Below are 24,519 nucleotides of genomic sequence, written 5' to 3'. Positions count from 1 at the left end.
CGGAAAGCTATTCCTGCATAATGGTAAACCGGGCCGTCGCGTTGCCGTCGCCAGGATCCATGTGGGCTTTATCCCAGGTGTAGTAGAAAGCTTTGAGCCTGAAGGTGCCGGAGCCGCCGTCCACCGGGATCTCAATGCGGGGATCGTGTTGCGGATCGATGCGTTCATCGAGGCTGAGCGGAGTGCCTGTACGGTCGGTGAGCAGAATTCCTACGTTGCCGGCTGGCTTGCCGCGGCCGTCGAGGGCCAGTACGCGATGTTCAGGCATGCCGGCGGGGGTGGGGCCATCCACCACAATATAGTAGGTGCCTTTCTCACAATCTTTGACGCGAATATCGACACCTACCGCCGGCCCGGTGCCAGACTGACTGTTTTTCAGCCGCGACAGCGGAATGTCGCCCATGCTGACGTTGATGACCCCGTTATCGCCCGCTCCCTCAAGCTTGCATGCCCCGTTCACAACCTTACCGATAAAGTTCAGCGTGCCGTCTGCCGCGCCAACCGGGCCGGCAACCAGTCCGGCAACCAATGTCGCCAGACACAGCGAGATTAATTTCATTTTCTTTCCTTCTGTAGTGCCGATAAAACAGATCGCCAGAGCATGAATTCTGCCGCGTCAGGGGGGAATTATTTGCACTGGATATGTTTTTAATTAATTTATTTAACTTACCAATTTATTTACGTCTGGAAATAATCTGCGCATGTTATTTATTATCGCTTTACCGGGATATTAGCGTGGGAAAATAGCGGAGTAAATAAGACGGACAATGACCAGAGTGGAAGGGGGAATATCGCGAGATAAAATGTTTTGTTATTTTAATACAATGAGTTAGATTTTTCCTGCTGCTGTTTTTGAACCTAATTTCGACATCACGTCAGGCTGGAAAATACGATCGCTGGCGTAAGGCTACGCCCGGCGGATGAGAAATCATTCACCGGGCGTAGCCCTGTTTCGTTGTCAGATTTGCGATCGGCAACCGCCACGCCGGGTTGTATGTCCCGGAATTTAAAAATAGGATGAATTCCCTGTTACGCGCGGCGGAGGGTGCTGACTGAGAAGCGGCCCGCCACCCCGGCGCGCAAACCCGATAACAATAAGGATGGCGAGATGAAACTGACGGTGGGGCTGGCGCTGACGCTGGCGATAATGACCTGCGGCGCCCAGGCGCGCGATATGCAAACCATCGAGCGCAGCGGTGAACTGAAGGTCGGCGTGCCGGGCGACTACGCCCCGCTGGCGTTTCGCAATGCCGCCGGCGAGCTGCAGGGCTATGACGTCGACATGGCCCGCGATCTCGGGCGCACGCTGGGGCTGAAGGTGAGCTTCGTCTACACCAGCTGGCCCGCGCTCGCCGCCGATCTGCAGGCGGACAAATTCGATATTGCGATGGGCGGCGTGACGCAGACGCCGGCGCGGGCGAAGGACTTCGCCCTCAGCCACCCGGTGGTGGCGAACGGTAAAATCGCCTTAGCCAACTGTCAGGCTGCGCCACGGCTTGGATCGCTGGAGAAGATTGACCGTCCGGAGGTGAAGGTGGTCGTCAACCCTGGCGGCACAAACCAGAGCTTTGTCGATGAGCATATTAAGCAGGCGCAGATTATTCGCATACAGAACAACGTCGATAATCTGGAGGCGCTGCGGCAGAAAACGGCCGATATGATGGTGACCGATCTGATCGAAGGCGACTATTACCAGAGCAAAGAACCCGGTGTGTTCTGCGTCGCCAACGAGACGCCGTTCGCCGGCACCGCCAGCGATAAGGTGTATATGATGAGTAAAGATAATCCGGCGCTGCTGGAGAAAGTGAACCAGTGGCTGGATAGCCAGGACAAAGAGGTTCTCAAACGGAAATGGAAAATTCGCGGTTAACGCGGCGGCGCGTCACCGCCGGCGGGCGCGTCCGGCGGTGGTTATCGGCCGCAGTCAGCCCTGCGGCGACAGCGCCTGTCGCGCCAGACCGCGGAAGTAGCAGGCGTAGCCGAGGGTGGCGGTCAGGCACAGCATATAGCCAAACGACTCGCTGCCTTCCTCCACCGTATTTTTCACCACCCGGGCGAAGTTCTCATTCAGTACGGCGTACCACAGGCCGTGCATGCCGAACAGCCGCGAGAAGACCAGAATCGCCAGCAGGCCGCTGATCATCATGCCGTAATAGGGCGTGCGGGTATAAGCCGCCAGCTGCGACAGGGTCTGACGCAGATGGCGCAGCGGCGCCAGCAGCGACCCCGCGGTGGCCAGCAGGGCAAACCACACCCAGCTGCCATGGGAAAGTAAATCAAACAGGCCATCCAGCTCACGGATCAGCATGGCGAGGAAGAAGCCGCCGATGAGGATATTGCTGTAGCGTAAGTGGGGGTAGTTGCGCGCCAGCAGGAAGTGAACCAGTACGATGACGGCCAGCACGCTCTCCTGCACCACTTCAGTCAGCGACACCTCCGGGATGTCGTTGCCAAATACCCGAATATCCACCCACAGGCAGAGTACCGCGAGAGCGGCTGCGACCGCCGCGCCGAGAAAGAAAAGCAAGCTTCGTAACAGAGACATTAACACCACAACTTATAGTTAAAACAAATATCATAAGTTTTGGGAATACATGTTCCTGTTCACTTTGTGCGACTTTGCGGCTGTTTTTTAACATTTTGCGCTTTTTAGCGCCGGGAAAGGCGACAGGGGAGGGGGACTCCCCTGAATGAGAGGCGTCAGAGAATATCATCCACCACGCCGCCGTCAACGCGCAGCGCGGCGCCGGAGGTGGCCGACGCCTGCGGCGAGCAGACGTAAACCACCATATTGGCGACCTCTTCCACCGAGGCCGCCCGCTGGATCACCGAACTCGGACGATGGGTCATGACAAACGCTTTCGCCAGTTCCTCCAGCGACTGGCCGGTTTTCGCCACTTCGTCTTTCAGCATTTCGGCAAAGCCGTCGGAAATCGTCGGCCCCGGCAGCACGCTGTTAACGGTCACTCCGCTGCCGGCGACATATTTCGCCAGGCCGCGGGCCAGCGACAGCTGGGCGGTCTTGGTGACGCCATAGTGGATCATGTCCGCCGGGATATTGCGCGCCGATTCCGAGGAGATAAACACCACCCGCCCCCAGCCTTTACTGACCATCGCCGGCAGCAGCCCTCGCGACAGGCGCACGCCGGACATGACGTTGGTCTGCCAGTAGTTTTCCCAGGTCGCGTCGTCGGTGGCGTAAAAATCCTGCGGGCCGTAGATCCCGGCGTTATTGACCAGAATATCGACGCCGGTCACGGCCTGCAGCAGCTGTGCCGCGCCGTCGGCGCCGCTGAGGTCGGCGACGGCGGAGCGCGCTTTCGCCCCCGGCACCTCATTTTGCAAGCGGGCGATCGCGGCGTTCACACTCTGCTCGCTGCGCCCGTTAAGGATGATCTCTGCGCCGCTCTCCGCCAGGCCTTTGGCGATAGCAAAGCCAATACCCGCCGTGGAGGCGGTGACCAGCGCGACTTTCCCCGATAAATCAATCTTCATGTTCCTGCCTTCTGGTTGTGGATCTCCCATTAAGCGTAGCAGCGGCGGTATCGGTGAGGATCAGTAACCGGCGTGCTTATTGACCAGGTTTTTGAGCGGCAGCCCGCGACGCTGGCGCTGAATGTTCTCCAGCAGCTGGCGGGCGATCACCTCGGCAGGGGCCGCAGAGGCCATATGCGGGGTGATCACCACCTGCGGATGGCGCCACAGCGGATCGTCCGCCGGCAATGGCTCCTGCGGGAAGACGTCGAGCACCGCTCCGGCGAGCTGGCCGCTCTCCAGCGCCGCCAGCACATCCTCATTGACCATATGCTCTCCACGCCCGCAGTTGATTAACACCGCCCCGGCGGGAAGCCGGCTGAAGAGCGGCGCGGCGAGAATACCCCGGGTCTGCGCGGTGAGGGGCAGGAGGTTAATCAGCCCGTCAAGCGACCCGAGGAAGCTGTCGAGCGCCTCCTCGCCGCGGTAGCAGGTGACGCCAGCCAGCTGCTTCTCACTGCGCGACCAGCCGGAGACCCGATAGCCAAGGCGGGCCAGCTGGTCGGCGATATAGCCGCCAATTTCGCCGAGTCCCATAATGCCGATATGGAAGTCGGCGGCGGCGCGCTGGGGATAGAGCTTCCAGGTTTGGGTCCGCTGGTGGGCCAGCGCCCGGTCAAAATAACGCTGGAACCACAGCACGCCCCACAGGGCATATTCGAACATGCCGTGACGAAAGTCCTCATCGATCACCCGGCACAGCGGGATATCGCTGGCGAACAGCGCGGGCGGCAGATGATCGACCCCGGCGGACGCGGCCTGGATTAGCTTCAGCCCTGGCGAGCGGGTCAACAGCTGCGGGCTAGGGAACCAGCAGCTGGCGTACTGCGCGCCGCGCGCCGCCTGGTGATGGGGCAGGAGCGCGGTGACGTCGGGAAACTGCTGCAGGGCGGCGCAGATATCGCGGGCGAAATCCGCGTCGTTACAATCCACCACGATAGTGATATCGGACATAGGCGTTAGTCTTTGTAAGAAGTATCGAGACGGTCAAGACGGCGCAACCACGCCTGCCAGACCTGTTGACGTTCATGCTCCACGCCCATCAGCTGCTCGCAGGCGTGCTGGCTAAGGTGCGGGGCGATGGTGTGGATCGGGCTGAGGGCCGCCAGCTGGGCGGTGGCCATCTGGATCTCGCAGGCGCGGTTCAGGTAGTACATGATGTAAAACGCATCGGCCACGGTGCGGCCCACCGACAGCAGGCCGTGGCTCTGCAGGATCATGGCGATGTTATTCCCCAGCGAGCGCTGAATGCGCGCCCGTTCGTCGAGGTCAAAGGCCACCCCTTCATAGGGATGGTAGCCGACGCGCTGGTAAAACTCGGTGCTGATTTGGTTGAGCTGCAGCAGGCCGTCCTCGCAGGCGGCCACCGCCATCCCCGGCAGGGTATGGGTGTGGATCACGCAGTGGGCGTCTTCCCGGGCCATATGCACCGCGCTGTGGATGGTGAAGCCCGCCGAGTTAGCCGGCGCCTCGCCCTCTACGACCTTGCCCTGCATATCCACCACGATCAGGTTGCTGGCGGTGACTTCGTCAAACATCATGCCGAAGGGGTTAATTAAAAAACGCGGCTCGCCATCGCCGGGCAGGCGCACGGAGAAGTGGGTGTAGAGGGTATCCTCCCAGCCGAACAGCGCCGCCAGCCGGTAGGCGGCGGCCAGCTGCTGGCGCAGGTGTTGCTCAGTTGCCATTTAGCGTACTCCCATAAATTCACGGATTCGTTGCAGAGAAGGGGCCTCCAGCGGGCTGCGGATCACCTGCGGGGCGATGTCGGCCTGCACCACGCCGTTCTCCATCAGCACCACGCGGTCGGAAATCGACAGGGCAAAATCCATCTCGTGGGTGACAATCAGCATGGTCATGCCTTCGCGGGCCAGCGACTGAATGACCTTCAGCACCTCGCCCACCAGCTCGGGATCCAGCGCTGAGGTCGGTTCGTCAAACAGCATGATGTCCGGCTTCAGCGCCAGCGCCCGGGCGATCGCCACGCGCTGCTGCTGGCCGCCGGAGAGCTGGCCGGGGTATTTGTGGGCGTGGGCCAGCAGACCGACGCGGTCGAGCAGCGCCAGGGCCTGCTCGCGGGCGACCGGCTGATCCAGCAGCTGGTGGTAGCGCGGAGCCAGCATCACGTTGTCGAGCACCGTGCGGTGGGGGAACAGGTTGAAGCTCTGGAAGACCATGCCGATACGCCGCACCCCGGCGCGCATCTGGCGTTTATCGACGATGGCTCCGCCTTTCAGGTAGTCCTCGCCGTAGAGAATGATCTCCCCGCCATCAATACTTTCGAGGGCGTTGATGGTGCGGATCAGGGTCGTTTTGCCTGAGCCGGACGGGCCGATGATGCAGATCACCTCCCCATTCTCCACCTGTAGGTCGATGCCTTTCAGCACCTCATGCTGACCCCAGGATTTGCGGATGCCCCGCAGATCCAGCGCCGGCGGCGCGCCGTTGACGGCCGGAGTTTTGATCTCCTCCGTCAGCGCCGGCAGGCTCTGGCGCAGCGCCTGGCATTCCGCCTCGCTGAGGGTTTGCGGACGCTTGCGCTGAATATCGAGGCTATTCTCCAGCCCCCGGAACAGCCAGGTGAAGACGGTAACCACCATGACGTAGTACACCGCCACCGCCAGCAGCGTCTCCATCACGAGGAAATTTTGCGCGTACAAGCGCTGGCCGGTGAGCAGCAGCTCGGGTAAGGAGACCACCGACAGAATCGAGCTCAGCTTAATGATGGTGATGTATTCATTGATCAGCGTCGGCAGCGAGATGCGAAACGCCTGAGGAATAATAATTAGCCGCTGGATGCCGATAAAGCTGAAGCTCAGCGCATGGCCCGCCTCGCTCTGCCCCTTGGCCACCGACAGCAGGCCGCCGCGGTGGATCTCCGCCATATAGGCCGCTTCGGTGACGGTCATCGACACCAGCCCGGCGATAAACGGCACCCCGAGTAGCGGCTGGGTCACCGGAAACAGCTGCGGCAGGTTGTAGACAAACACCAGCAGCACCATCAGCGGCACGCTGCGAAAAAACCAGATATAGAGTTCGACGGGGATCTTGACCCAGCGCGGCGCGGAGAGCTTCGCGCAGGCTAACAGAAAACCGACCACCAGGCCGATCCCCCAGGACAAGGTGCTGACCACGATCACGGTCACGCACGCCTGCCAGAATGCTCCAATGCTAAACAGTGAAAAAAAGTATCCCCAATCGAACGCCATACCGACTCCTGTTGCGCAGTGCTTATTGTCTTAATCGATGCTTTCTAAGTTGTATTTTTTGATCAGCGCGGCATATTGGCCGTTGGCTTTCAGCGTGGCCAGGGTGGCCTTAATCGCCTCCGCCAGCTCGGTGTTACCTTTGGCGACGTAGATCCCCAGCGGCAGCGGGTAGACCAGGCGCGTAGAGCTTATCCCCAGGCGGCCGCGGCTCTTGTCGACGATGATCTGCGCCGCCGGGGCAATCTCAAGCTGGGCGCCGATGTTCTTCGACAGCAGCGCCTGCGAGGCTTCCGGCGCCGTCGGGAACTCCTGAATGGTGATGGCCGGTTTACCGTTTTTCAGGCACCACTCATCGGAGTGTTTTTTCAGGCTGGTCACCCAGGTGGTGCCTGCCTGCAGGCCGACCTTCACACCGCACAGCTCATCTTCGGTTTTCGGCTGCACCGCGCCGCCCTTCAGGGCGATGATCGACGCGCCGGAGAGGGCGTAAGGGATGGCGTCGGCCTGTTTCTGGCGTTCCGGCGTCACGTACATCCCGGAGATCACCGCATCATATTTCTTGCCGATGCCGAGGATCAGGCTGGTGAACTTGGTGTCGATCAGCTGCGGTTTGGCCTGCAGATGTTGGGCGATCAGCGCGGCGAAATCCGGGTCGAGACCGACGATGTTGTTATTGCTGTCATAGGACTCAAACGGCGGGTAGGTGACCTCCATCCCCACCTTAAAGACGCCCTCGGTCAGCAGTTCCGCCGCCTGGGTGACAGGGGAAAAACAGGCGCTGACGGCGAGGGTAAGCGCGACACGGCGCGAGATTTTTTTCAGGGTGCTAGTCATCATGGATCCTCACGGGTGGTTAGGGGTTTTTTTGCTGAGCCTGTTTTTTCAAATGGCCAAACGTATTGGTGCCGCGCGCGCGCTCCGGTAGCTGAAGTTCACCGCGATTGACCTTTTCGCGCAGGTAGCGATAGGTTTGCAGGGCCTGGCTCCACATATGCTCTCCGATGCTGAGCTCCTGATATTCGCTGGCTTCGCCGGCGGCCAGAAAGGTCGGTAGCGGGCGGATCAGCGTGTGGTAATCGCAGGCGAAAAACAGCGGGAAGGAGTACCGCTCCTGCGGCACTTTGCGCACCCGGTGGGCTGTAGCAACAAATGTGCCAGCGCTGAGCACTTCCAGCATGTCGCCGATATTGATCACGAACGCCTCTTCTCCGGCGGCGTTCGTGACGGGAGGCGCGTCGATCCACACGCTTTCTTCATTGAGCACTTCAAGCCCGGGCTGGTCGGCGAGCAGCAGGGTGAAGCACTCATAGTCGGTGTGTGCACCAATTCCGGGAACATCTTCGACGCTGGCGTCGAACGGGTAATGGATTAGCCGCAGCTTAGCCGGCGGGCAGGTCACCATCGGTTTGAAATACCCTTCCGGCAGGCCGAGCGCGAGGGCGAAAGCGTCGAACAGGCGGTGGCCGAGGGCGAAGACCGCATCGTAGTAGGCCAGCACCCGCGCGCGGAAATCCGGCAGATCGGGCCACTCGTTGGCGCCGATCAGCGGTGTACCGGCGAGCACCAGCGGATGGTCGTCCGCCGCCTGGAAGCCGATATCGAACGCCTCTTTATGGTCCGGCTTGCCGGCGCCGTAGATCTCTTCTCCTTCCGGGACGTAGCCCTTATGGCTTTTGGAGCGGCCGATGTAGTAGTTCATCTTCTCCTCCATCGGCAGGGCGAAGATCTGCTTCGCCGCCTCGCGGACGCCGGCGATCAGCGCCGGGTCGATGCCGTGGCCGGTGATGTAGAAAAAGCCCACCTCGCGCGCCGCGCGGCCGATGGCGTCGGCCACCGCCTGGCGCCTGGCGAGATCGTCGCCGGCCAGATCGCGGATATCGATGGTCGGGAGTTCAGTAAAAGCGTGCTTCACGGCGGTCATGGCTGCGGTTCCTGTTCAGTGAGCGTTAAAAACTGCTGAAAGTGGGCCTGCTGGCGCGCGGCCATCCAGGCGTTGAGCGACCAGAGATCGGCCACCGGAACGTTGGTGAACGGCAGGTGGTGCAGATAGCCGTCGGCGCCAAACTCCGGCGTCAGGGTAGTTTGCTGATAGCCGCGCCGGCGCTGTGAATGCCAGATTTGCTCCCAGAAGCGCTCGGCAAAGGCCAGCGCCGGCTGATACTCCGGCGCCGCCGGGTGCGGCACCTGCGGCCCCTGGTCGTAGCCCACCCGGGCCTGCACGTGATGCACGCGGTCGATAAAGGCGCTGAAGTCATCGCAGGGGTCATCCAGCAAGCGCTCGCTAACCACCACCCAGTGGCTGATGTCGGCGGTAAAGCGCAACTGGGGAAGTTGCTGAACGATCTCCAGGGTGAGCCACGGGCTGTACAGCGAGGTGGCGCGATGGGTTTCAAAGCTGCAGGTCAACCCAAACCCGGCGGCCAGCTCGTGCGCCTTGCCGAGAAAATCGACCTGCTGCGCCAGCGGCCAGCGATCGTTGCCCGCCAGCAGATTGACAAAGCGCGGGTTGAGGCCGCTGGCCTCGGCGAAGCGGGTCTGCAGGCGCGCCAGATGCTGTTCCGGCGTTTCATGCTGGGCGGGGAGCACCCCACCGCCGCTGAAGAGGATGGCGATATACTCCAGCCCCGACGCCTGCAGGCGGTCGGCGAGCTGCCGCCGCTCCTCCGCCGTCAACGGGACGCGGGCTTCGATACCACAGCAGCCGACGCGCTGCAGTTCATCCAGCGTTTGCGGCCAGGGGGTCGTCACTCCCCAGAGGGTGCGAAAGCATTTCAGCTCCATGGCGGCTTCCTCAGGCGTACTTCACGCCGGGCAGGACGCAGAGCATCTCGTACAGCAGGTTGGCCGCCAGCTGGGAGGTATTACCGCTCACGTCGTAGGGGGGCGAGACCTCGACCAGATCGGCGCCAATCAGGTTCAGGCCGCGGCAGCCGCGGACGATCTCCAGCGCCTGAATGGAGGTCAGACCGCCGACTTCCGGCGTGCCGGTTCCCGGAGCCCAGATGGGATCGAGGCTGTCGATATCAAAACTGAGATACACCGGCCCGTCGCCCATCTGCTGGCGGACTTCGGCCATCAGCGGCGCCAGCGAGATATGCCAGCACTGCTCCGCCTGCACCAGGCGAAAGCCCTGGTCAACGCCCCACTGGAAGTCGCCGGCGGCGTAGCCCTGGGCGCGCTGGCCAATCTGCACCACCCGTTTGAGGTCGAGCAGTCCCTCCTCAACGGCGCGGCGGAAGGTGGTGCCGTGGGCGATTTTCTCACCGAACATCTCATCATTGGTGTCGGTATGGGCGTCGACATGGATGAGCCCCACCGGCCCATGTTTTTTGGTCAGCGCCCGCAGGATCGGCAGGGTAATGGTATGGTCCCCGCCGAGGGTGAGGGGGATCAGCGGATAACTATTCAAACCGGTGTAGTAATCTTCGATAATTTGCACCGATTTGAGCAAACTGTAGGTATTGATCGGCACATCGCCGATGTCGGCCACCGACAGCGAGTCGAACGGCGCGGCGCCGGTCGCCATATTGTACGGACGGATCATCACCGATTCGGCGCGAATATAGCGTGGTCCGTAGCGCGTACCTGAGCGCTGCGAGGTGCCGATATCCAGCGGAATGCCGACAAACGCCGCATCAAGTCCCTGTAAATCTTCGATAAACGGCAGGCGCATCATCGTGGCGCGGCCGGCGAAGCGTGGCATCTCATTGCCACCCTGCGGTTGGTGAAAGAGGTTATCCATGTCTGCTCCTGAATCTGACGGATGAAACGTAACAGGAGAGATAGTGCGCAACCCGCGCTGGACTTTACATCGTCTGGCGTAAATACTCAGTTCATTTATTGGTGAACTAAATACGATGCATAATGACGCCAGCCTCAATATTCGCCAGCTGCAGGTTTTCGAGGCGGTGGCGCGCCTGGAGAGCTACAGCCGGGCCCAGCAGGAGCTGGGCATTTCGGTCTCCGCCATCAGCAATGCGATGTCGCAACTGGAGGGACAGCTCGGCTTCACCCTCTGTCAGCGCGGGCGCGGCGGCTTTTCCCTGACCGAGAAAGGTCAGCAGTTTTTACAGCAGGCGATCCGCGTGCTGAGCGAACTCAATGAGCTGGAGCGGCAGTCGGCCCTGCTTAAAGGGGAGCACAGCGGCACCCTGTGCATCTCGACGCTCGACTCCATCGAGACCGAAACGGCGCTCTCGCTGCCGGTGGTTCTGCGTAGCTTCAGCGACAAATTTCCCCATGTGCATATCAAACTGATTATTCGCACCCCGGCGGAGCAACTGAACGGGGTGCTGAACAACCATATCGACCTGGCCATCGGCAGCTACAACTCGCAGGTGCATAACATCATCAGCGAGCCGCTGTACCGCGAGCAGCACTGGCTCTACTGCAGCGATCTGCACCCGATGTTCTTCAGCCGCCAGCTCGATAAAGAGCAGATCAGCCAGTGCCCGCTGGTGACCCGCAGCTACTGGAACACCAGCGATCTCCGTCGCCGGGGCTTCAGCAAAGGCAGCGCCACCGTTGAGACCGTCGACGCCCAGCTGCTGCTGATCCTCTCGGGAAAATATATTGGCTATCTGCCGGAGCATTACGCCTGGCCGTGGATCAAAGAGAACCGCCTGCGGGTGCTGCTGCCCAACGAGTTTGGCTTTCAGTCGCCGTTCTCGGCTATCTGTAAGCGCGGGCGCAGCAATGAACCCTATCTGAAAGCGTTCCGCGATCTGCTGAAGAAGAACACGGTGGCGCGGCCGAAGTGGAATTATTAAGCGGGGCGGGCGCTTCCCTCCGCCGTGGTGGCGGTTTTCGCCCTAAGCGCGCTGCCCGGCGGGGGCGGTTTCCCTGTTCAAAAAACGAACGGCAGCCGGTAGCCCGCCCGGGCTGCGGCTGCCAGGCAACTGCCTCCAGGTTATCCACAGGGTTAGGCGCCGCAGGTGTGGACAGGTCGCCTGGCGGCAGGGCGCGGCTAGCGGAATAAACGATGGCGTTTGCGTTTAATAAAACGGTACGAAAGGGAATCTGTGTTTGCCCCGCTTTTGACCGTGAAATCAGAAAATTTACTTCGCAGGCTAACCGCAGATTGCTTCAAAAAAATTCCCGTATTTGTTATATTGTTGTTCATTGATTACTCACCTCTGCGGTGCCAAAAAGAACAAGATTCACCGCAACCCAGGACAAAACCATGTTAGATTACCGCTTCCCGACAGCTTTGCAGATGGTTCTCAGCGTAGCAATGGCGGAGCAGATGGGTGAACGTTCAACGAGTGCGATTCTGGCCTACGGCCTGGAAGCCAACCCGAGCTTTATCCGCAAATTAATGGTTCCGCTCACCCGTGACGGCATCATTGTCTCCACGCTTGGCCGCCACGGCTCTATTCATCTTGGCCGCCCGGCGGACAAAATCACTCTGCGTGATATCTACCTTTCCGTTATCGAAGATAAAAAACTGTGGGCGTCGCGTCCTGAGGTCCCGGCCCGCTGCGTGGTCAGCGCCAACGCCTGCTGGTACTTCAAATCGGTCGCTGACGAAGCGGAGCAGGCTTCGCTCAACGTCCTCGCTCGCCATACCGTGGCCAGCGCGCTGGAGGCGCTCAAAAACGCCGATACCAGCGGCTGCGACCCGGTACCGGAAATGATCGCCCGCTTTAAAAAAGCGCATTAATCATTTTCTGGTGACGAAAAAAAACCGCCTTCAAATTGTGAAGGCGGTTTTTTGTTATCTGCTGCAGGCTAGGCGGGCAGATCCTCCTGGATCGGCTTACTGCGGGTCACCAGTTTCCGTAGCGTCACGTAAAACACCGGTGTCAGGAACAGACCGAACAGCGTCACCCCCAGCATCCCGGAGAACACCGTGATCCCGGTGACGCCGCGAACTTCCGCTCCTGCGCCGTGGCCGAGGATCAGCGGAATGGTCCCGGCGATAAAGGCGATGGAGGTCATCACAATCGGGCGCAGACGCAGGCGGCACGCCTCCAGCGCGGCCTCCATGATGCCTTTGCCCTGAATCTCCAGCTCGCGGGCAAACTCGACGATCAGAATGGCGTTTTTACAGGCCAGGCCCATCAGGACCACCAGCCCCACCTGCACGAAGACGTTGTTATCTCCCCCGGTCAGCCAGACGCCAAATAGCGCGGAGAGCATCGTCATCGGCACGATAAGGATCACCGCCAGCGGCAGGGTCCAGCTTTCATACAGCGCCGCCAGCACGAGGAAAGCCAGCAGCACCGCCACCGGGAAGACGATCAGCGCCGTGTTGCCCTGGGTGGCCTGCTGGAAGCTGAGATCCGTCCATTCAATATTCATCCCATTCGGCAGCACCTGTTTAGACATGGCGTCCAGCAGCGTCATCGCCTGCGAGGAGGAGAGAACGCGCGGATCGGCATCGCCAATCAGGTCCGCCGCCGGATAACCGTTGTAGCGGATCACCGGATCCGGCCCGTAGGTGGTACTGATATTCACCATACTGCCGATCGGCACCATTTCGCCCTGATTATTGCGGGTGCGCAGATTGGCGATATCTTCCACGCTCTCGCGGTATGGTCCGTCAGCCTGGGCCATCACGCGCCAGGTACGCCCGAACTGGTTAAAGTCATTGACATAAGACGAGCCGAGATAGGTCTGCAGCGTGCCGAACAGATCGGTCAGCGATACCCCCTGCGCTTTCGCCTTATCGCGATCGACCTGCACGTCCAGCTGCGGCACGTTAGCCTGGTAGGTCGAGATCGGGAAGTGCATCCCCGGCGTCTGCATAATCGTCCCGGACATGGCATTCACCGCGCTTTGCAGCGCGCCATAGCCCAGCCCACCGCGATCCTGGATGTAAAGGGAGTAGCCGGAGCCCTGACCCAGTCCTAAAATCGGCGGCGGCAGGATGGAGAAGCCAAAGCCCTGCTGGATTTGCGCGATTTTAGCGTTGATTTCCGCATTGATTTCCGCCGCCGAGTGTTTGCGCTGGTCGAACGGTTTCAGGCCAAAAAAGACCGTCCCGGTATTCGGCGTGTTGGTGAACTGCAGCGCGTTAAGACCGGGGAAGGCGACCGCATAATCGACCCCTTCGGTATTCATCCCGATCTCGCTCATTTTGCGGATCACCGCATCGGTGCGCGCCAGCGACGAACCTTCCGGCATCTTCACGCCGCCAATCAGGTACAGTTTGTCCTGGGTGGGAATAAATCCGCCGGGAACGACTTTAAACATCACCCCTGCGGCGCAGAGCAGCAGCAGGTACACCACAAACACTGCGCCACGGCGACCGAGGGTTTTACTCACCAGCCCCTGATAGCCGTTCGAGCTGCGCAGGAAAAAGCGGTTAAACGGACGGAAAATCCAGCCAAACAGACGATCGATCAGCCGGGTAGGGAGGTCTTTCTTCGCGCCGTGCGGCTTTAACAGCAGGGCCGCCAGCGCCGGGGAGAGCGTCAGCGAGTTGATGGCCGAGATCACCGTGGAGATGGCGATGGTCACCGCAAACTGCTTGTAGAACTGACCGGTAACGCCTGAGAGAAACGCCATTGGCACGAACACCGCGCACAGCACCAGCGCAATAGCGATAATCGGCCCGGAGACCTCTCGCATCGCCTGATGCGCCGCGGCAAGCGGCGCAAGCCCCTCTTCGATATTGCGCTCGACGTTTTCCACCACCACGATGGCGTCATCCACCACGATACCAATCGCCAGTACCAGCCCGAACAGACTCAGGGTATTCAGCGAGAAGCCCAGCAGATAGAGAATGCTGAAGGTACCGACCACCGATACCGGCACCGCGATCAGCGGGATAATCGATGCGCGCCAGGTCTGCAGGAACAGGATCACCACCAGCACCACCAGCACGACCGCCTCCAGCAGCGTCTGCACCACCGCGCGGATGGAGTCGCGGACGAAAACCGTCGGGTCGTACGGCGCCGCCCATTTCATATCTTCCGGGAAGCGGGTGGCCAGCTCGGCCATTTTGGCACGCACGGCGTTCGACAAATCGATGGCGTTAGCCCCAGGGGACTGGAAGATACCGATCCCGACCGCATCCTTATTGTTGAGCTGGGAGCGCAGCGCATAGCTACCGGAACCCATCTCGATGCGCGCCACGTCGCGCAGGCGGACCAGCGAGCCGTCCTGCGCCGTTTTCAGAATGATATTGCCAAACTCTTCTTCGGTATGCAGACGGCCCTGGGCGTTAATCGAGATCAGGAAGTCGCTCTCCTGCGGCAGCGGCTCGGCGCCAAGCTGACCGGCGGAGACCTGGACGTTCTGCTCCTGCATCGCCGTCACCACATCCGAGGCCGTCAGACCGCGGGCGGCCACCTTGTTGGGATCCAGCCAGACGCGCATCGCGTATTCGCCGGAGCCAAATATCTGGATCTGGCCGACGCCGGGCAGGCGCGCCAGCTCATCCTTCACCTTCAGCGTGGCGTAGTTGCGCATATACAGCGAGTCGTACTTACCGTTAGGCGAAAACAGATGTACCACCAGGGTCAGCGTCGGGGACTGTTTCTGGGTGGTGATCCCCAGACGGCGCACATCCTCCGGCAGACGCGCCTCGGCCTGCGCGACCCGGTTCTGCACCTGAACCTGCGCCTGATCCGGGTCGGTACCCGGGCGGAAGGTCACGGTGGTCACCAGCACGCCGTCGGAGCCGGCGACCGATTTCATGTACATCATGTTTTCAACGCCGTTGATCGCTTCCTCCAGCGGCGTCGCCACGGTCTCGGCGATCACTTTCGGGTTGGCGCCGGGATACTCCGCGCGCACCTGCACGCTGGGCGGCACGACGTCAGGATATTCGCTCACCGGCAGCAGCGGGATGGCGATTAACCCGGTGATAAAAATTAAAATCGACAGCACTGCGGCGAAAATGGGCCTGTCGATAAAAAAGCGGGAAAAGTCCATGTCTTGGATTCTCTGATAAGGGATCAGTTGAGGGCGGCGCTGGGGGTCATGGCAACGGTTTTGGCGTTAACCGGCATACCCGGCATAAACACTTTTTGTAAGCCGTCAACGATGACGCTATCCCCAGGCTTCAGACCCTGCTTCACGATGCGTAAACCGTCGACCAGCCGCCCCGGCGTGATATCACGTCGCTGCGCTTTGCCATCTTTATCAACGATATAGACATATTTGCGGTCCTGATCGGTGAGCACCGCTTTGTCGTCGATAAGCGTAGCCTGGAACGCCGCGCTGCCCGGAAGACGCACGCGGGCAAACAGCCCCGGCGTGAACAGCCGCTGCGAGTTATCCAGCAGGGCGCGCATGCGGATGGTGCCGGTGCTCGGCGTTAACTGATTATCGAGAAAATCCACTTTGCCCTGATGGGGGTAGCCCTCCTCGCCAACCAGGCCAATCTCCACCGGAAGCGCCTGATTATTGCTGGAGGCGCTTTGCCCGCGGCGGGCGAGATTCTGATAGTGGAGGTAGGTTGACTCGTCGACGTCAAAGTAGACATACACCGTCTTCTGCGAGACCAGGGTGGTGAGCACGCTGGCGGTGTCGCCCGCCGTGACAAGATTGCCGCTGGTGATCAGCGCGCGGCTGGCGCGGCCGTCGATAGGGGCAGTCACTTTGGTGAAGTCGAGGTTAAGCTGCGCGGCATCCACCGCCGCCTGCGCGGCGCGAATATCGGCCTGCGCCTGAACCGCGGCTGACCGACGCTGCTCCCACTCTTCACGGGAGACGAGGTTGGTATGCACTAATTTATCGGTGCGGTTCGCCTCGCTTTGCGCCAGGCTGGCCTGCGTTTTGGCTCTCGCCAGCGTCGCCTGCGCCTGCTCCAGCGCGGCGCGATAGGTTCTGTCGTCTATCGTGAACAGCACCTGGCCCTTTTTCACCTCCTGGCCGTCGGTATAATTCACTTTATCAATATATCCCGAGACGCGGGGGCGGAGCTGAACGCTCTCCACCGCTTCAATGCGACCGTTAAAACTATCCCACTGACTGATCGACTTCACCAACACCTTAGCGGCGCTGACGGCCGGCGCGGGCGGCGCGGCGTTTTGTGCGACGCTGTCGTCGCAGCCGACGAGCAGAAAGGAGAGCATCATCGCGCCGAGCGCGGTCAGGTGAATGTTTCCCCAGGTTTTTTGCAGGCTCATTATTTTTATTCCAGTCATTGTAGCCGCCGGGCAAGACGCAGCCTGAGAGGCTGCGCCACTTCCTTTGTCCGGGCTGGCTTAAGGCCATTTGTGTCGATCATCGCCACAAAATTGTAACAATTTCGAATACACTATCGCGGCGATTGTAGGAAGGCGCTTAACTAAGTGCAAGAATAATTGTTGCACTTTATGTGCGATCCTCACCGGAGAAAAAAGGCGCGATCCTGGCAGGGTTTTAAATGCAACAATAAAACTTGCATTTTGTGTAAAACCAGGCCACCTTTTAATGCAACTGCTAAAGATGCTTTTAACCGGCCGCGAGGGGGAAATATGATGAACACTGGCGCCATCATTCAGGATCTGATCGACTGGATCGACAACCATCTTGATAGCCGTCTGGATATTGATACCGTTGCCCGGCGAGCCGGCTATTCGAAGTGGCACCTGCAGCGGATCTTCAAAGAACATACCGGGCACCCCCTCGGGGAGTATATCCGGGCGCAAAAGCTGCAAAAATCGGTTGAACGCTTAGCCCACAGCAACGAGCCGATCCTCAACGTGGCGATCGCCCTCGGCTTTGACTCCCAGCAGTCCTTCAACCGCAGCTTCAAGCGCCAGTATGGCCAGGCGCCCGGCGTCTGGCGCCGGAGTATCAGCCGCTCTGCCGCGCAGACATCTCGTCAGTGATCTTCATGACCGGGGAGGGTCAGTCCTTACCCGGTCCATGATCGAATTTGCTGCCTTTGCCGATGGCATAGAACTGCCCGCCTGCGACATAGTGAACGGTCCGTAGTTCGTCCGGTGCATCATCAAAGATCCAGTGTCCGTTGCGGAATACCCGGTCATCGCTCCAGGCGGCGACGATGTCGCCCATAAACAGATTGTGCTGTTGCTGGATGTCCGGGTAAGGCATCACTTTGCACACCAGCCAGCCCGCGCAGCCTGCGACAAGGGGGAGATCGAACCCTGGCTGATAAAAGAAGGGGATGGTGTCGTTTTTATCCGGCGCATCGGCATAGCTGCGCCCGCCAGCGTAGAGGACGGTTGCCATCTGGCTGACTACGGGGATCTGCACGACGAAATAGCCGCTCTTTTCCACCAGCTGACGAGTGAAGGCCTGGGTGCCGATATAGGCCACCACTTTTCGCTCGCCTGCCAACCCAACCCAGGCGGCTGACATGACATTTTCGACGCCATCATATTTTGCGGAAATCATGGTGGTGGACCCGACCTGCAATAAACGATAGGCCTTACGTAATTCGACAGCCTGAACGGACATGATTTTTCCTTTATACGTGTTATTTAATTTGTTGATTGTATGGATATTTGTTGAGGTCATGGTCATTTTCAACCCTTCATTCGTCATCCACCGTGCAACGATACGCCAGGCGATTAAGCGCAAAAAGGTGCGTAAATTGTTTTCATTATTCATAATTAACGAATAATCATGCCATCTGTCGGTAAGCTGCTCGCTACAGGAGAGAAAGAAGGTGGATCGTATCCAGGCTATGCAGATGTTTGTGCGCGTCGCGGAGGCAGGGAGCTTCGTGCGTGCCGCGGAAACCCTTTCCCTGCCAGCCTCCACTGTCACCAGTACCATTAAAAACCTTGAGAAATACCTGAAGGTGCGGCTGCTGAACCGGACCACAAGGCGGGTGAGCCTGACTCCGGAAGGGATGCAGTATCTGGCGCAGTGCCGGGAAATTCTCGCCCTCATCGAACATAGCGAATCCAGCCTGAGCGAGTCTGTGGCGCGGCCTCAGGGGCGCCTGCGGGTTGATATGCCCGCGGGCATCGCGCATTTCATCGTCATGCCCCATCTGCAAGACTTTTACCGACGTTACCCTGATATCTACCTGATGATCGGGGTCAGCGATCGGCAGGTCGATCTTATTCAGGAAGGCGTCGACTGCGTGATACGCACGGGAGAGCTGAACAACTCCAGCCTGGTGGCCCGGCCTCTGGGCCGCTTTCGCTGGGTCACCTGCGGGTCACCGGACTATCTCAGGGAATATGGCGTGCCGCCATCACCGGAGGCGCTCTCTCAGCACCGGGCCGTGCATTATTTCTCCGGCCAGGCGAGGCGGGCCGATGAGTTCCGCTTCCTTCGCCACGGCGAGACTTTTTCTGTACCCGTCAGCGGCACCGCCGCGGTGAATGAAACGGGGCTTTATATAAAAATGTGCCTGGCAGGATTTGGGCTGGCGCAGCTGGCGGAGAATATCGTTGCTGACCACCTGCGGGAGGGGAGGCTGGTGGAAGTGCTGGCGGACTGGCAGCCGCCCCCGGTACCCGTCACTTTGCTCTATCCGCACCAGCGCTTTCTCTCTCCCGCCGTGCGGGCGTTTGCTGAGTGGATGCGGGAGGTGGTTTGAGGGAGGTATTGCTTACGATATAGCGCGTCGGGAGCCTCGCCAGGGAGGGGAGGGTTCCAGCAGAAATATCTGGTCTGCCGATCAATCACTCGATATTCTGTAATGCTTTGTCTTTTTTGTGAACAGGAAAAAGCATGCTGAATACGCTACCCGATTTACACAGAAGTTTTGCAGAGCAACTGAAGCTTAAATTACAGTCTGATTCGCGGATCCACGCCCTTCTCGCCGGCGGCTCGTTTATCCATGGCGGGTTTGATCAATACTCCGATCTCGATTTCGTGGTGGTGGTCGACCCTCTCTATTATGACGAAATCATGGCTCAGCGTATGGCGTTCGCCGGAACCCTCGGCCATCTGCTACATGCTTTCACCGGGGAACACGTCGGTGAGCCTCGCCTGCTGATCTGCCTGTTTGGCCCGCAACTTCTGCATGTCGATCTGAAATTTATCACCCTGGACATGCTCACTCAGCGCGTTGAAGAGCCTGCCGTGCTATTTACCCGAGATCACGATGCTCTCGAGCGACAGCTGGCAAAATTTAGCGCGCACCGGCCGAACATGACGCCGGAGTGGTTTGAGTCCCGAGCCTGGATCTGGCTGCATTATGCCGTGGTTAAACTGGGCAGGGGCGAACTCTTCGAAGCGCTGGGGATGCTGTCCTTCTTCCGGGAACAAGTGCTGGGGCCGATGCTGTTCCGTCGCGCCAATCTACCGCAACGTGGCGTTCGCCGAATAGAAGCCCTCGGCATTGATCCCGATGGCCTGCTGACTTCCACCCTGGCAACGCACGATCGTCACTCTGTCGGGATTGCCATTCGAAGGGCTGCTGATGCTTATGTCACTCTGCGGGCTGATGCGCTGCCTGACAATATCGCAGACGATGCGGCGCGTCGGGCGGTCCTTGCCATGCTGGACGCGTATTCTGACAAGGGGTAAACCTATCACTCCGGCCGCTAACGCGACCGGAGGGTGAAAGGGTTGTGCGAGTGTCGTGGGAGGTCTAGTTCTGAGAGGGGGGTGGCGGGTAATTGGTAGCGCGAAAACAACAGAGCTTTTCGTTGGGCCTATCAATGGGCCTAAAAGGTTCGGATTTAATTAGTTCTCTTCGGACTTCGCGGGACAAATTGAGGGTACAAAAAAGCCCGCAGGGCTTGCGCCATGCGGGCTATTAAGACTTCATCGGATGACTCTGGTAATCACCGACGGAGAATTTTGGTGGAGCTGGCGGGAGTTGAACCCGCGTCCGAAATTCCTACATCCTCGGCACTACATGCTTAGTCAGTCTTTACATTCGCTTGCCAGCTGCGGACAGACACGCCACTAACAAACTAGCCTGATTAGATTTAACGCTTCAACCCCAGGCAGGGCATCCACGCGATCTCTTTTGGGTTTGACCTCTCTTTGATCCCCGTCTTAAGAGCGGAAGCTAGGGAGAGAGGGCTCAGAGCAGGTTATTAAGCTGCTAAAGCGTAGTTTTCGTCGTTTGCGACTATTTTTTGCGGCTTTTTACGAGGCCAACCGCCCCTCGGCATGCACCTTGGGTTTCGCAAATCCCGTCGAATCCAGAATCAGCCCCAATGTGTAGGTCAAGTATAACAGATTTGTGAATGTCGTTACCAGCCCCATCACGCAGGATTCTTTCAGCAGGGGTGGACGAAAAAGCAGCATCAACAAAGATATAGCGTAAGGGCCAGCGAAAGCTGGCCCTCAGGGGAGGGGGTTAGCGTCCGGCGTGCTTCATAATACGCGCCTTATCCAGCGCCCATTCACGATCTTTCAGGTCGGTACGCTTGTCGTGCTGTTTCTTACCTTTGGCGACGCCGATTTTCACTTTGCACCAGGCGTTCTTCCAGTACAGCGACAGGGCGACGACGGTGTAACCTTCGCGGTTAATGCGGCCGTACAGCGTGTCCAGCTCACGCTGGTTGAGCAGCAGCTTACGGGTGCGCGTCGGGTCGCAGACATAGTGGGTGGAAGCCACGGCCATAGGCGTAAAGTTGGCGCCGAACAGGAAGGCTTCGCCATCCTTCAGGATGACATAGCTATCGCCGATGTTGGCTTTGCCTGCACGCAGGGATTTGACTTCCCAGCCCTGCAGGGCGAGACCAGCCTCGTATTCATCTTCGATAAAGTATTCGTGACGGGCGCGTTTATTCAGCGCAATGGTGGCTGATCCAGGTTTGTGGGCTTTTTTCTTAGTCATAATGTCCTGAAGTCATCGTCTTATACACAGTTACCTCGATCGCATCCTGCGAGGTGTACTGCGCATCTTAGCACGAGTTGCGGCACAGCGTTTTTTTTAGCAGCAGATAAATGATATTATTTGCACTGTGTTTAAATGTGGAACCTGCTATGCCTCAGATTAGCCGTACTGCGCTGGTGCCTTTCAGCGCGGAACAGATGTATCAACTGGTAAACGATGTGAAGTCCTATCCTGATTTTCTGCCAGGCTGCACCGGTAGCCGCGTGCTGGAATTGGGGCCGACGCAAATGACGGCGGCGGTTGATGTGTCCAAAGCCGGCATCAGTAAGACCTTCACGACCCGGAATACACTGACCAGCAACCAGAGCATTTTGATGAGCCTGGTGGATGGCCCGTTCAAGAAGCTGATTGGCGGCTGGAAGTTTATTCCGCTGAGCCCCGAGGCGTGCAAAATCGAATTCCATCTCGATTTCGAGTTTACCAATAAACTGATTGAGATGGCTTTTGGTCGGATCTTCAAAGAGCTGGCCGCCAACATGGTGCAGGCGTTCACTTCGCGCGCCAAAGAGGTTTACAGTGCCGGCTAATATTCGTGTTGAAGTCGCCTACGCGCTGCCTGAAAAGCAGTATCTGCAGCGGGTCACCCTGGACGAGGGGGCGACGGTCGAGCAGGCGATTATCGCCAGCGGTCTGCTGGCGCTGCGTGATGACATCGATCTGGCGAAAAACAAGCTGGGTATCTACAGTCGTCCGGTTAAGCTGCACGACGAAGTCCATGACGGCGACCGGGTGGAAATCTATCGTCCGCTGATCGCAGATCCAAAAGAGCTGCGTCGCCAGCGGGCGGAGAAAAACGCCGCGAAGTAACCCGCAGCAGCAGACCGGCTATCAGCCATAAAAAAAGCGCTCATTGAGCGCTTTTTGCTTTTCCGGGCCTTACTGACTGGTCAGCGCGGGCTTGTTATCAATGTTGGTTAACACGCCGCCATTGTTGAAGGTCAGGGTCAGGGTCTGCTGAGTCACTTTCTCGTGGCCCGGCTCCTGACGGAATACATAGAACCAGGTGTTGGTGCCGAACGGATCCGACATCATTGGCGTTCCGAGAGCATAAGCAACCTGCTGTTGCGTCATACCGACACGAATTTTTGCTACATCGTTAGGTGCCAGATAGTTACCCTGGTTGATGTCAGGACGGTAAACCACTCGTTCCAGAGTGGAACAGCCTGCGGTCAACATAAGAAGAACCGCTGCGGCAGCAGTCAGCGTTTTACAGCGCATAGTGATTTGATTCCTTTTTGGGCCCGAGCAGTACGTGGCTCATCTGTAATATGCCGATAATAATAGACCTTCGCGCCGATGGAAACCTCCGGCTGCGGTCAGCAGGCAATTTGCTGTTCACTATGACCCTGTGAAAATCAAAAAGTTTACGCCGCAAGCAACTCTTTCGCGTTTGCCAGGGTGTTGCGCGTGACCTCGCTGCCGCCCAGCAGGCGAGCCAACTCCTGCAGACGAGCACGCTTATCCAGCGGTTGCATATGTGTTTCGGTCATCTCGCCATCGGTCTCTTTGCAGACGAAGAAATGATGGTGGCCGCAGCCTGCGACCTGCGGCAGGTGGGTCACGCACATCACCTGCGTGGACTCGCCCAGTTGGCGCAGCAGCTTGCCGACCACGGCAGCGGTCGGGCCACTGATGCCGACGTCCACTTCGTCGAAGATGAGCGCCGGGGTTTCCATTTTACGCGCGGTGATCACCTGAATCGCCAGCGCAATACGCGACAACTCGCCGCCAGAGGCCACTTTCGCGATCGGCTGCAGCGGCTGACCCGGGTTAGTGGTGACGCGGAACTCAATATGATCGGCGCCGTCGGCGGTGAGATGGCGTTCATCGAAAGCGACCTCAATCGCGAAGACCCCGTGGGGCATCGAAAGTGAGTGCATACTCTCGGTGATAAGCTGGGTCAGCTCGTCGGCGCTGGCCTGGCGCAGGGCGTGTAGCTGACGCGCGGTCTCCAGCGCCAGCTGATGATGTTCGACCACCTGCTGGCTGAGGGATTCCAGCGAGCCGGCGCTGTCGTCCAGCAGGCGCTGCTCTTCGAGCATCGCCTGATAAACTGCCGGCAGCTCTTCCGGCATCACCTGGTGTTTACGCGCCAGCGCGATTTGCCGGGAAATCCGCTGCTCAAGTTCGAACAGACGGTTAGGATCAAGGTCCAGACGGTCATGGTAGTGGCGCAGCTCGTCGCTGGCCTCGCTGAGCTGAATGGCCGCCTCTTCCAGCATATCCAGCACGCCGGAAAGCTTGCTGTCCATACCCACCAGCTCGCTGACCAGCTGCTTCGCGGTATAAAGCTGGCTCTGCAGATTGGCCTCTTCGCCGTCCGCCAGTACCGTCAGGGCATGCTGGCAGGTGCTGAGCAGCTGCCCGCTGTTGGCCAGGCGCTTGTACTCTTCGTCAATCTGCTCAAACTCTCCCGCCAGCGGGTTAAATTCGTTCAGCTCTTTAAGCTGGTACTGCAGCAGATCGGCGCGGGCGGCACGCTCCTGGCTCTGCTGCTGATGCTGGGCCAGCTCGCGGCAGCTCTGGTGCCACTGGCGATAGTGCTCGGCCATGCGTTGAGTGAGCGCATACTCACCGGTATAGCCGTCAAGCAGCGTTTTCTGGTGTTCGGGTTTGGTCAACAGCTGGTGCGCATGCTGGCCATGGATCTGGATCAGCAGCTGGCCCAGCTCGCGCAGCTGCGAGAGCGGGACGGCGGTGCCGTTGATGAAGCCGCGCGAGCGGCCGTCGGCGCTGATCACCCGGCGAAGTAAACACTCACGCCCGCTCTCCAGCTGGTTCTCTTCCAGCCAGCGCTGGGCGGCCGGGGTATCTTTCAGCGCGAAGCGCGCGCACAGGTCGGCACGGGTAGCGCCGCGACGCACCATGTCGGCTTCCGCTCTGCCGCCGAGGCACAGCCCCAGCGCGTCGATGGCAATGGATTTCCCGGCGCCGGTTTCCCCGGTGATGGCGGTCATACCGCTGTGGAAATCAATTTCCAGTTCACGAACGATAGCAAAATTACTGATGGTGAGTTGCGCCAACATAGCTGCCTTCCTGTATGAAAAACCAATACTG

Annotated in this window: 24 protein-coding genes and 1 other RNA gene; 8 read left to right on the top strand and 17 right to left on the bottom strand. The window is 59.3% G+C overall.

The window, feature by feature from the left end:
- Positions 1-7: 7 nt before the first annotated feature.
- Positions 8-559, bottom strand: a complete 552-nt coding sequence (locus CE636_RS09140) for a fimbrial protein (protein ID WP_017900630.1) — start codon at positions 557-559, stop codon at positions 8-10.
- A gap of 549 nt (positions 560-1,108) precedes the next feature.
- Between CE636_RS09140 and CE636_RS09135 the strand changes: the two genes are divergently transcribed.
- Complete coding sequence (locus CE636_RS09135; protein ID WP_025999278.1) at positions 1,109-1,870, top strand: transporter substrate-binding domain-containing protein; 762 nt, start codon at positions 1,109-1,111, stop codon at positions 1,868-1,870.
- Between the two features lie 54 nt (positions 1,871-1,924).
- Here the strand turns inward: CE636_RS09135 and CE636_RS09130 are convergent, their stop codons facing one another.
- From CE636_RS09130 to speB, 9 genes are all read right to left on the bottom strand, one after another.
- A complete protein-coding gene (locus tag CE636_RS09130) occupies positions 1,925-2,545 on the bottom strand; it encodes a hypothetical protein (RefSeq protein WP_004205741.1) in 621 nt (206 codons plus the stop codon).
- A gap of 155 nt (positions 2,546-2,700) precedes the next feature.
- Entirely contained in the window at positions 2,701-3,495 is a 795-nt protein-coding gene (locus tag CE636_RS09125) for an SDR family NAD(P)-dependent oxidoreductase (protein WP_004205744.1), read from the bottom strand.
- Positions 3,496-3,555: 60 nt separating this feature from the next.
- Entirely contained in the window at positions 3,556-4,488 is a 933-nt protein-coding gene (locus CE636_RS09120) for a 2-hydroxyacid dehydrogenase (RefSeq protein ID WP_004205747.1), read from the bottom strand.
- A 5-nt stretch (positions 4,489-4,493) separates the two neighbouring features.
- Positions 4,494-5,222: a class II aldolase/adducin family protein gene (locus CE636_RS09115; protein ID WP_004205749.1), complete on the bottom strand. Its 729-nt coding sequence runs from the start codon at positions 5,220-5,222 to the stop codon at positions 4,494-4,496.
- Positions 5,223-6,743 carry an amino acid ABC transporter permease/ATP-binding protein gene (locus CE636_RS09110; protein WP_004205751.1) on the bottom strand — a complete coding sequence of 507 codons (1,521 nt, stop codon included), beginning with the start codon at positions 6,741-6,743 and terminating at the stop codon, positions 5,223-5,225.
- Positions 6,744-6,773: 30 nt separating this feature from the next.
- Complete coding sequence (locus CE636_RS09105) at positions 6,774-7,577, bottom strand: ABC transporter substrate-binding protein (protein ID WP_016161662.1); 804 nt, start codon at positions 7,575-7,577, stop codon at positions 6,774-6,776.
- Between the two features lie 19 nt (positions 7,578-7,596).
- Positions 7,597-8,664: an isopenicillin N synthase family dioxygenase gene (locus tag CE636_RS09100; protein ID WP_017900632.1), complete on the bottom strand. Its 1,068-nt coding sequence runs from the start codon at positions 8,662-8,664 to the stop codon at positions 7,597-7,599.
- On the bottom strand, positions 8,661-9,524 hold the full coding sequence (locus CE636_RS09095) for a sugar phosphate isomerase/epimerase family protein (RefSeq protein ID WP_004205756.1): 864 nt from the start codon (positions 9,522-9,524) through the stop codon (positions 8,661-8,663). Before CE636_RS09095 ends, CE636_RS09100 begins: the two co-directional genes overlap by 4 nt.
- A 10-nt stretch (positions 9,525-9,534) precedes the next feature.
- Positions 9,535-10,485, bottom strand: a complete 951-nt coding sequence (gene speB / locus CE636_RS09090) for an agmatinase (protein WP_004205758.1) — start codon at positions 10,483-10,485, stop codon at positions 9,535-9,537.
- A 115-nt stretch (positions 10,486-10,600) separates the two neighbouring features.
- Here speB and CE636_RS09085 point away from each other — a divergent pair, with 115 nt between their 5' ends.
- Together CE636_RS09085 and CE636_RS09080 are read left to right on the top strand one after the other, a co-directional pair.
- The gene (locus tag CE636_RS09085; protein WP_004205760.1) at positions 10,601-11,512 is read left to right on the top strand and encodes a LysR family transcriptional regulator; all 912 of its coding nucleotides are present in this window, start codon (positions 10,601-10,603) and stop codon (positions 11,510-11,512) included.
- A gap of 413 nt (positions 11,513-11,925) precedes the next feature.
- Complete coding sequence (locus tag CE636_RS09080) at positions 11,926-12,405, top strand: RrF2 family transcriptional regulator (protein ID WP_017900633.1); 480 nt, start codon at positions 11,926-11,928, stop codon at positions 12,403-12,405.
- A gap of 68 nt (positions 12,406-12,473) precedes the next feature.
- Here CE636_RS09080 and oqxB read toward each other — a convergent pair whose 3' ends face one another.
- Both oqxB and oqxA read right to left on the bottom strand, forming a co-directional pair.
- Entirely contained in the window at positions 12,474-15,626 is a 3,153-nt protein-coding gene (oqxB, locus tag CE636_RS09075; protein ID WP_017900634.1) for a multidrug efflux RND transporter permease subunit OqxB, read from the bottom strand.
- 23 nt (positions 15,627-15,649) lie between these two features.
- On the bottom strand, positions 15,650-16,825 hold the full coding sequence (gene oqxA / locus CE636_RS09070; protein ID WP_004205764.1) for a multidrug efflux RND transporter periplasmic adaptor subunit OqxA: 1,176 nt from the start codon (positions 16,823-16,825) through the stop codon (positions 15,650-15,652).
- A gap of 333 nt (positions 16,826-17,158) precedes the next feature.
- Here oqxA and CE636_RS09065 point away from each other — a divergent pair, with 333 nt between their 5' ends.
- Entirely contained in the window at positions 17,159-17,512 is a 354-nt protein-coding gene (locus tag CE636_RS09065) for a helix-turn-helix domain-containing protein (protein WP_004205765.1), read from the top strand.
- Positions 17,513-17,531: 19 nt separating this feature from the next.
- Here CE636_RS09065 and CE636_RS09060 read toward each other — a convergent pair whose 3' ends face one another.
- Positions 17,532-18,104, bottom strand: coding sequence for a flavin reductase family protein (locus CE636_RS09060; protein ID WP_004205767.1), 573 nt, complete (start codon positions 18,102-18,104; stop codon positions 17,532-17,534).
- Positions 18,105-18,315: 211 nt separating this feature from the next.
- Here CE636_RS09060 and CE636_RS09055 point away from each other — a divergent pair, with 211 nt between their 5' ends.
- Both CE636_RS09055 and CE636_RS09050 read left to right on the top strand, forming a co-directional pair.
- On the top strand, positions 18,316-19,200 hold the full coding sequence (locus CE636_RS09055) for a LysR family transcriptional regulator (protein ID WP_017900637.1): 885 nt from the start codon (positions 18,316-18,318) through the stop codon (positions 19,198-19,200).
- 134 nt (positions 19,201-19,334) lie between these two features.
- The gene (locus CE636_RS09050) at positions 19,335-20,135 is read left to right on the top strand and encodes a hypothetical protein (RefSeq protein ID WP_017900638.1); all 801 of its coding nucleotides are present in this window, start codon (positions 19,335-19,337) and stop codon (positions 20,133-20,135) included.
- A gap of 277 nt (positions 20,136-20,412) precedes the next feature.
- Here the strand turns inward: CE636_RS09050 and ssrA are convergent.
- Positions 20,413-20,775, bottom strand: a transfer-messenger RNA (tmRNA) gene (gene ssrA / locus CE636_RS09045).
- A gap of 144 nt (positions 20,776-20,919) precedes the next feature.
- On the bottom strand, positions 20,920-21,402 hold the full coding sequence (gene smpB / locus CE636_RS09040; protein ID WP_002914164.1) for an SsrA-binding protein SmpB: 483 nt from the start codon (positions 21,400-21,402) through the stop codon (positions 20,920-20,922).
- Positions 21,403-21,551: 149 nt separating this feature from the next.
- Here smpB and CE636_RS09035 point away from each other — a divergent pair, with 149 nt between their 5' ends.
- The gene (locus CE636_RS09035; RefSeq protein WP_004174798.1) at positions 21,552-21,989 is read left to right on the top strand and encodes a type II toxin-antitoxin system RatA family toxin; all 438 of its coding nucleotides are present in this window, start codon (positions 21,552-21,554) and stop codon (positions 21,987-21,989) included.
- Positions 21,979-22,269, top strand: a complete 291-nt coding sequence (locus CE636_RS09030; protein ID WP_004206851.1) for an RnfH family protein — start codon at positions 21,979-21,981, stop codon at positions 22,267-22,269. Before CE636_RS09035 ends, CE636_RS09030 begins: the two co-directional genes overlap by 11 nt.
- A 69-nt stretch (positions 22,270-22,338) precedes the next feature.
- On the opposite strand, the gene bamE is transcribed toward CE636_RS09030, so the two are convergent.
- Complete coding sequence (bamE, locus tag CE636_RS09025) at positions 22,339-22,680, bottom strand: outer membrane protein assembly factor BamE (protein WP_004206850.1); 342 nt, start codon at positions 22,678-22,680, stop codon at positions 22,339-22,341.
- A gap of 146 nt (positions 22,681-22,826) precedes the next feature.
- Entirely contained in the window at positions 22,827-24,488 is a 1,662-nt protein-coding gene (gene recN, locus CE636_RS09020) for a DNA repair protein RecN (RefSeq protein WP_004206849.1), read from the bottom strand.
- Positions 24,489-24,519: the final 31 nt, after the last annotated feature.

The sequence above is a fragment of the Klebsiella sp. LY genome (assembly GCF_004010915.1).
GTDB classification, from domain to species: Bacteria; Pseudomonadota; Gammaproteobacteria; order Enterobacterales; family Enterobacteriaceae; genus Klebsiella; species Klebsiella quasipneumoniae.
This window is presented reverse-complemented; position numbering and strand designations above follow the sequence as displayed.

What these genes read in the sequence shown, in the direction of transcription:
- CE636_RS09140 (WP_017900630.1), bottom strand. Translation starts at nt 559, where the DNA reads ATGAAATTAATCTCGCTGTGTCTGGCGACATTGGTTGCCGGACTGGTT.
- CE636_RS09135 (WP_025999278.1), top strand. Translation starts at nt 1,109, where the DNA reads ATGAAACTGACGGTGGGGCTGGCGCTGACGCTGGCGATAATGACCTGC.
- CE636_RS09130 (WP_004205741.1), bottom strand. Translation starts at nt 2,545, where the DNA reads ATGTCTCTGTTACGAAGCTTGCTTTTCTTTCTCGGCGCGGCGGTCGCA.
- CE636_RS09125 (WP_004205744.1), bottom strand. Translation starts at nt 3,495, where the DNA reads ATGAAGATTGATTTATCGGGGAAAGTCGCGCTGGTCACCGCCTCCACG.
- CE636_RS09120 (WP_004205747.1), bottom strand. Translation starts at nt 4,488, where the DNA reads ATGTCCGATATCACTATCGTGGTGGATTGTAACGACGCGGATTTCGCC.
- CE636_RS09115 (WP_004205749.1), bottom strand. Translation starts at nt 5,222, where the DNA reads ATGGCAACTGAGCAACACCTGCGCCAGCAGCTGGCCGCCGCCTACCGG.
- CE636_RS09110 (WP_004205751.1), bottom strand. Translation starts at nt 6,743, where the DNA reads ATGGCGTTCGATTGGGGATACTTTTTTTCACTGTTTAGCATTGGAGCA.
- CE636_RS09105 (WP_016161662.1), bottom strand. Translation starts at nt 7,577, where the DNA reads ATGACTAGCACCCTGAAAAAAATCTCGCGCCGTGTCGCGCTTACCCTC.
- CE636_RS09100 (WP_017900632.1), bottom strand. Translation starts at nt 8,664, where the DNA reads ATGACCGCCGTGAAGCACGCTTTTACTGAACTCCCGACCATCGATATC.
- CE636_RS09095 (WP_004205756.1), bottom strand. Translation starts at nt 9,524, where the DNA reads ATGGAGCTGAAATGCTTTCGCACCCTCTGGGGAGTGACGACCCCCTGG.
- speB (WP_004205758.1), bottom strand. Translation starts at nt 10,485, where the DNA reads ATGGATAACCTCTTTCACCAACCGCAGGGTGGCAATGAGATGCCACGC.
- CE636_RS09085 (WP_004205760.1), top strand. Translation starts at nt 10,601, where the DNA reads ATGCATAATGACGCCAGCCTCAATATTCGCCAGCTGCAGGTTTTCGAG.
- CE636_RS09080 (WP_017900633.1), top strand. Translation starts at nt 11,926, where the DNA reads ATGTTAGATTACCGCTTCCCGACAGCTTTGCAGATGGTTCTCAGCGTA.
- oqxB (WP_017900634.1), bottom strand. Translation starts at nt 15,626, where the DNA reads ATGGACTTTTCCCGCTTTTTTATCGACAGGCCCATTTTCGCCGCAGTG.
- oqxA (WP_004205764.1), bottom strand. Translation starts at nt 16,825, where the DNA reads ATGAGCCTGCAAAAAACCTGGGGAAACATTCACCTGACCGCGCTCGGC.
- CE636_RS09065 (WP_004205765.1), top strand. Translation starts at nt 17,159, where the DNA reads ATGAACACTGGCGCCATCATTCAGGATCTGATCGACTGGATCGACAAC.
- CE636_RS09060 (WP_004205767.1), bottom strand. Translation starts at nt 18,104, where the DNA reads ATGTCCGTTCAGGCTGTCGAATTACGTAAGGCCTATCGTTTATTGCAG.
- CE636_RS09050 (WP_017900638.1), top strand. Translation starts at nt 19,335, where the DNA reads ATGCTGAATACGCTACCCGATTTACACAGAAGTTTTGCAGAGCAACTG.
- smpB (WP_002914164.1), bottom strand. Translation starts at nt 21,402, where the DNA reads ATGACTAAGAAAAAAGCCCACAAACCTGGATCAGCCACCATTGCGCTG.
- CE636_RS09035 (WP_004174798.1), top strand. Translation starts at nt 21,552, where the DNA reads ATGCCTCAGATTAGCCGTACTGCGCTGGTGCCTTTCAGCGCGGAACAG.
- bamE (WP_004206850.1), bottom strand. Translation starts at nt 22,680, where the DNA reads ATGCGCTGTAAAACGCTGACTGCTGCCGCAGCGGTTCTTCTTATGTTG.
- recN (WP_004206849.1), bottom strand. Translation starts at nt 24,488, where the DNA reads ATGTTGGCGCAACTCACCATCAGTAATTTTGCTATCGTTCGTGAACTG.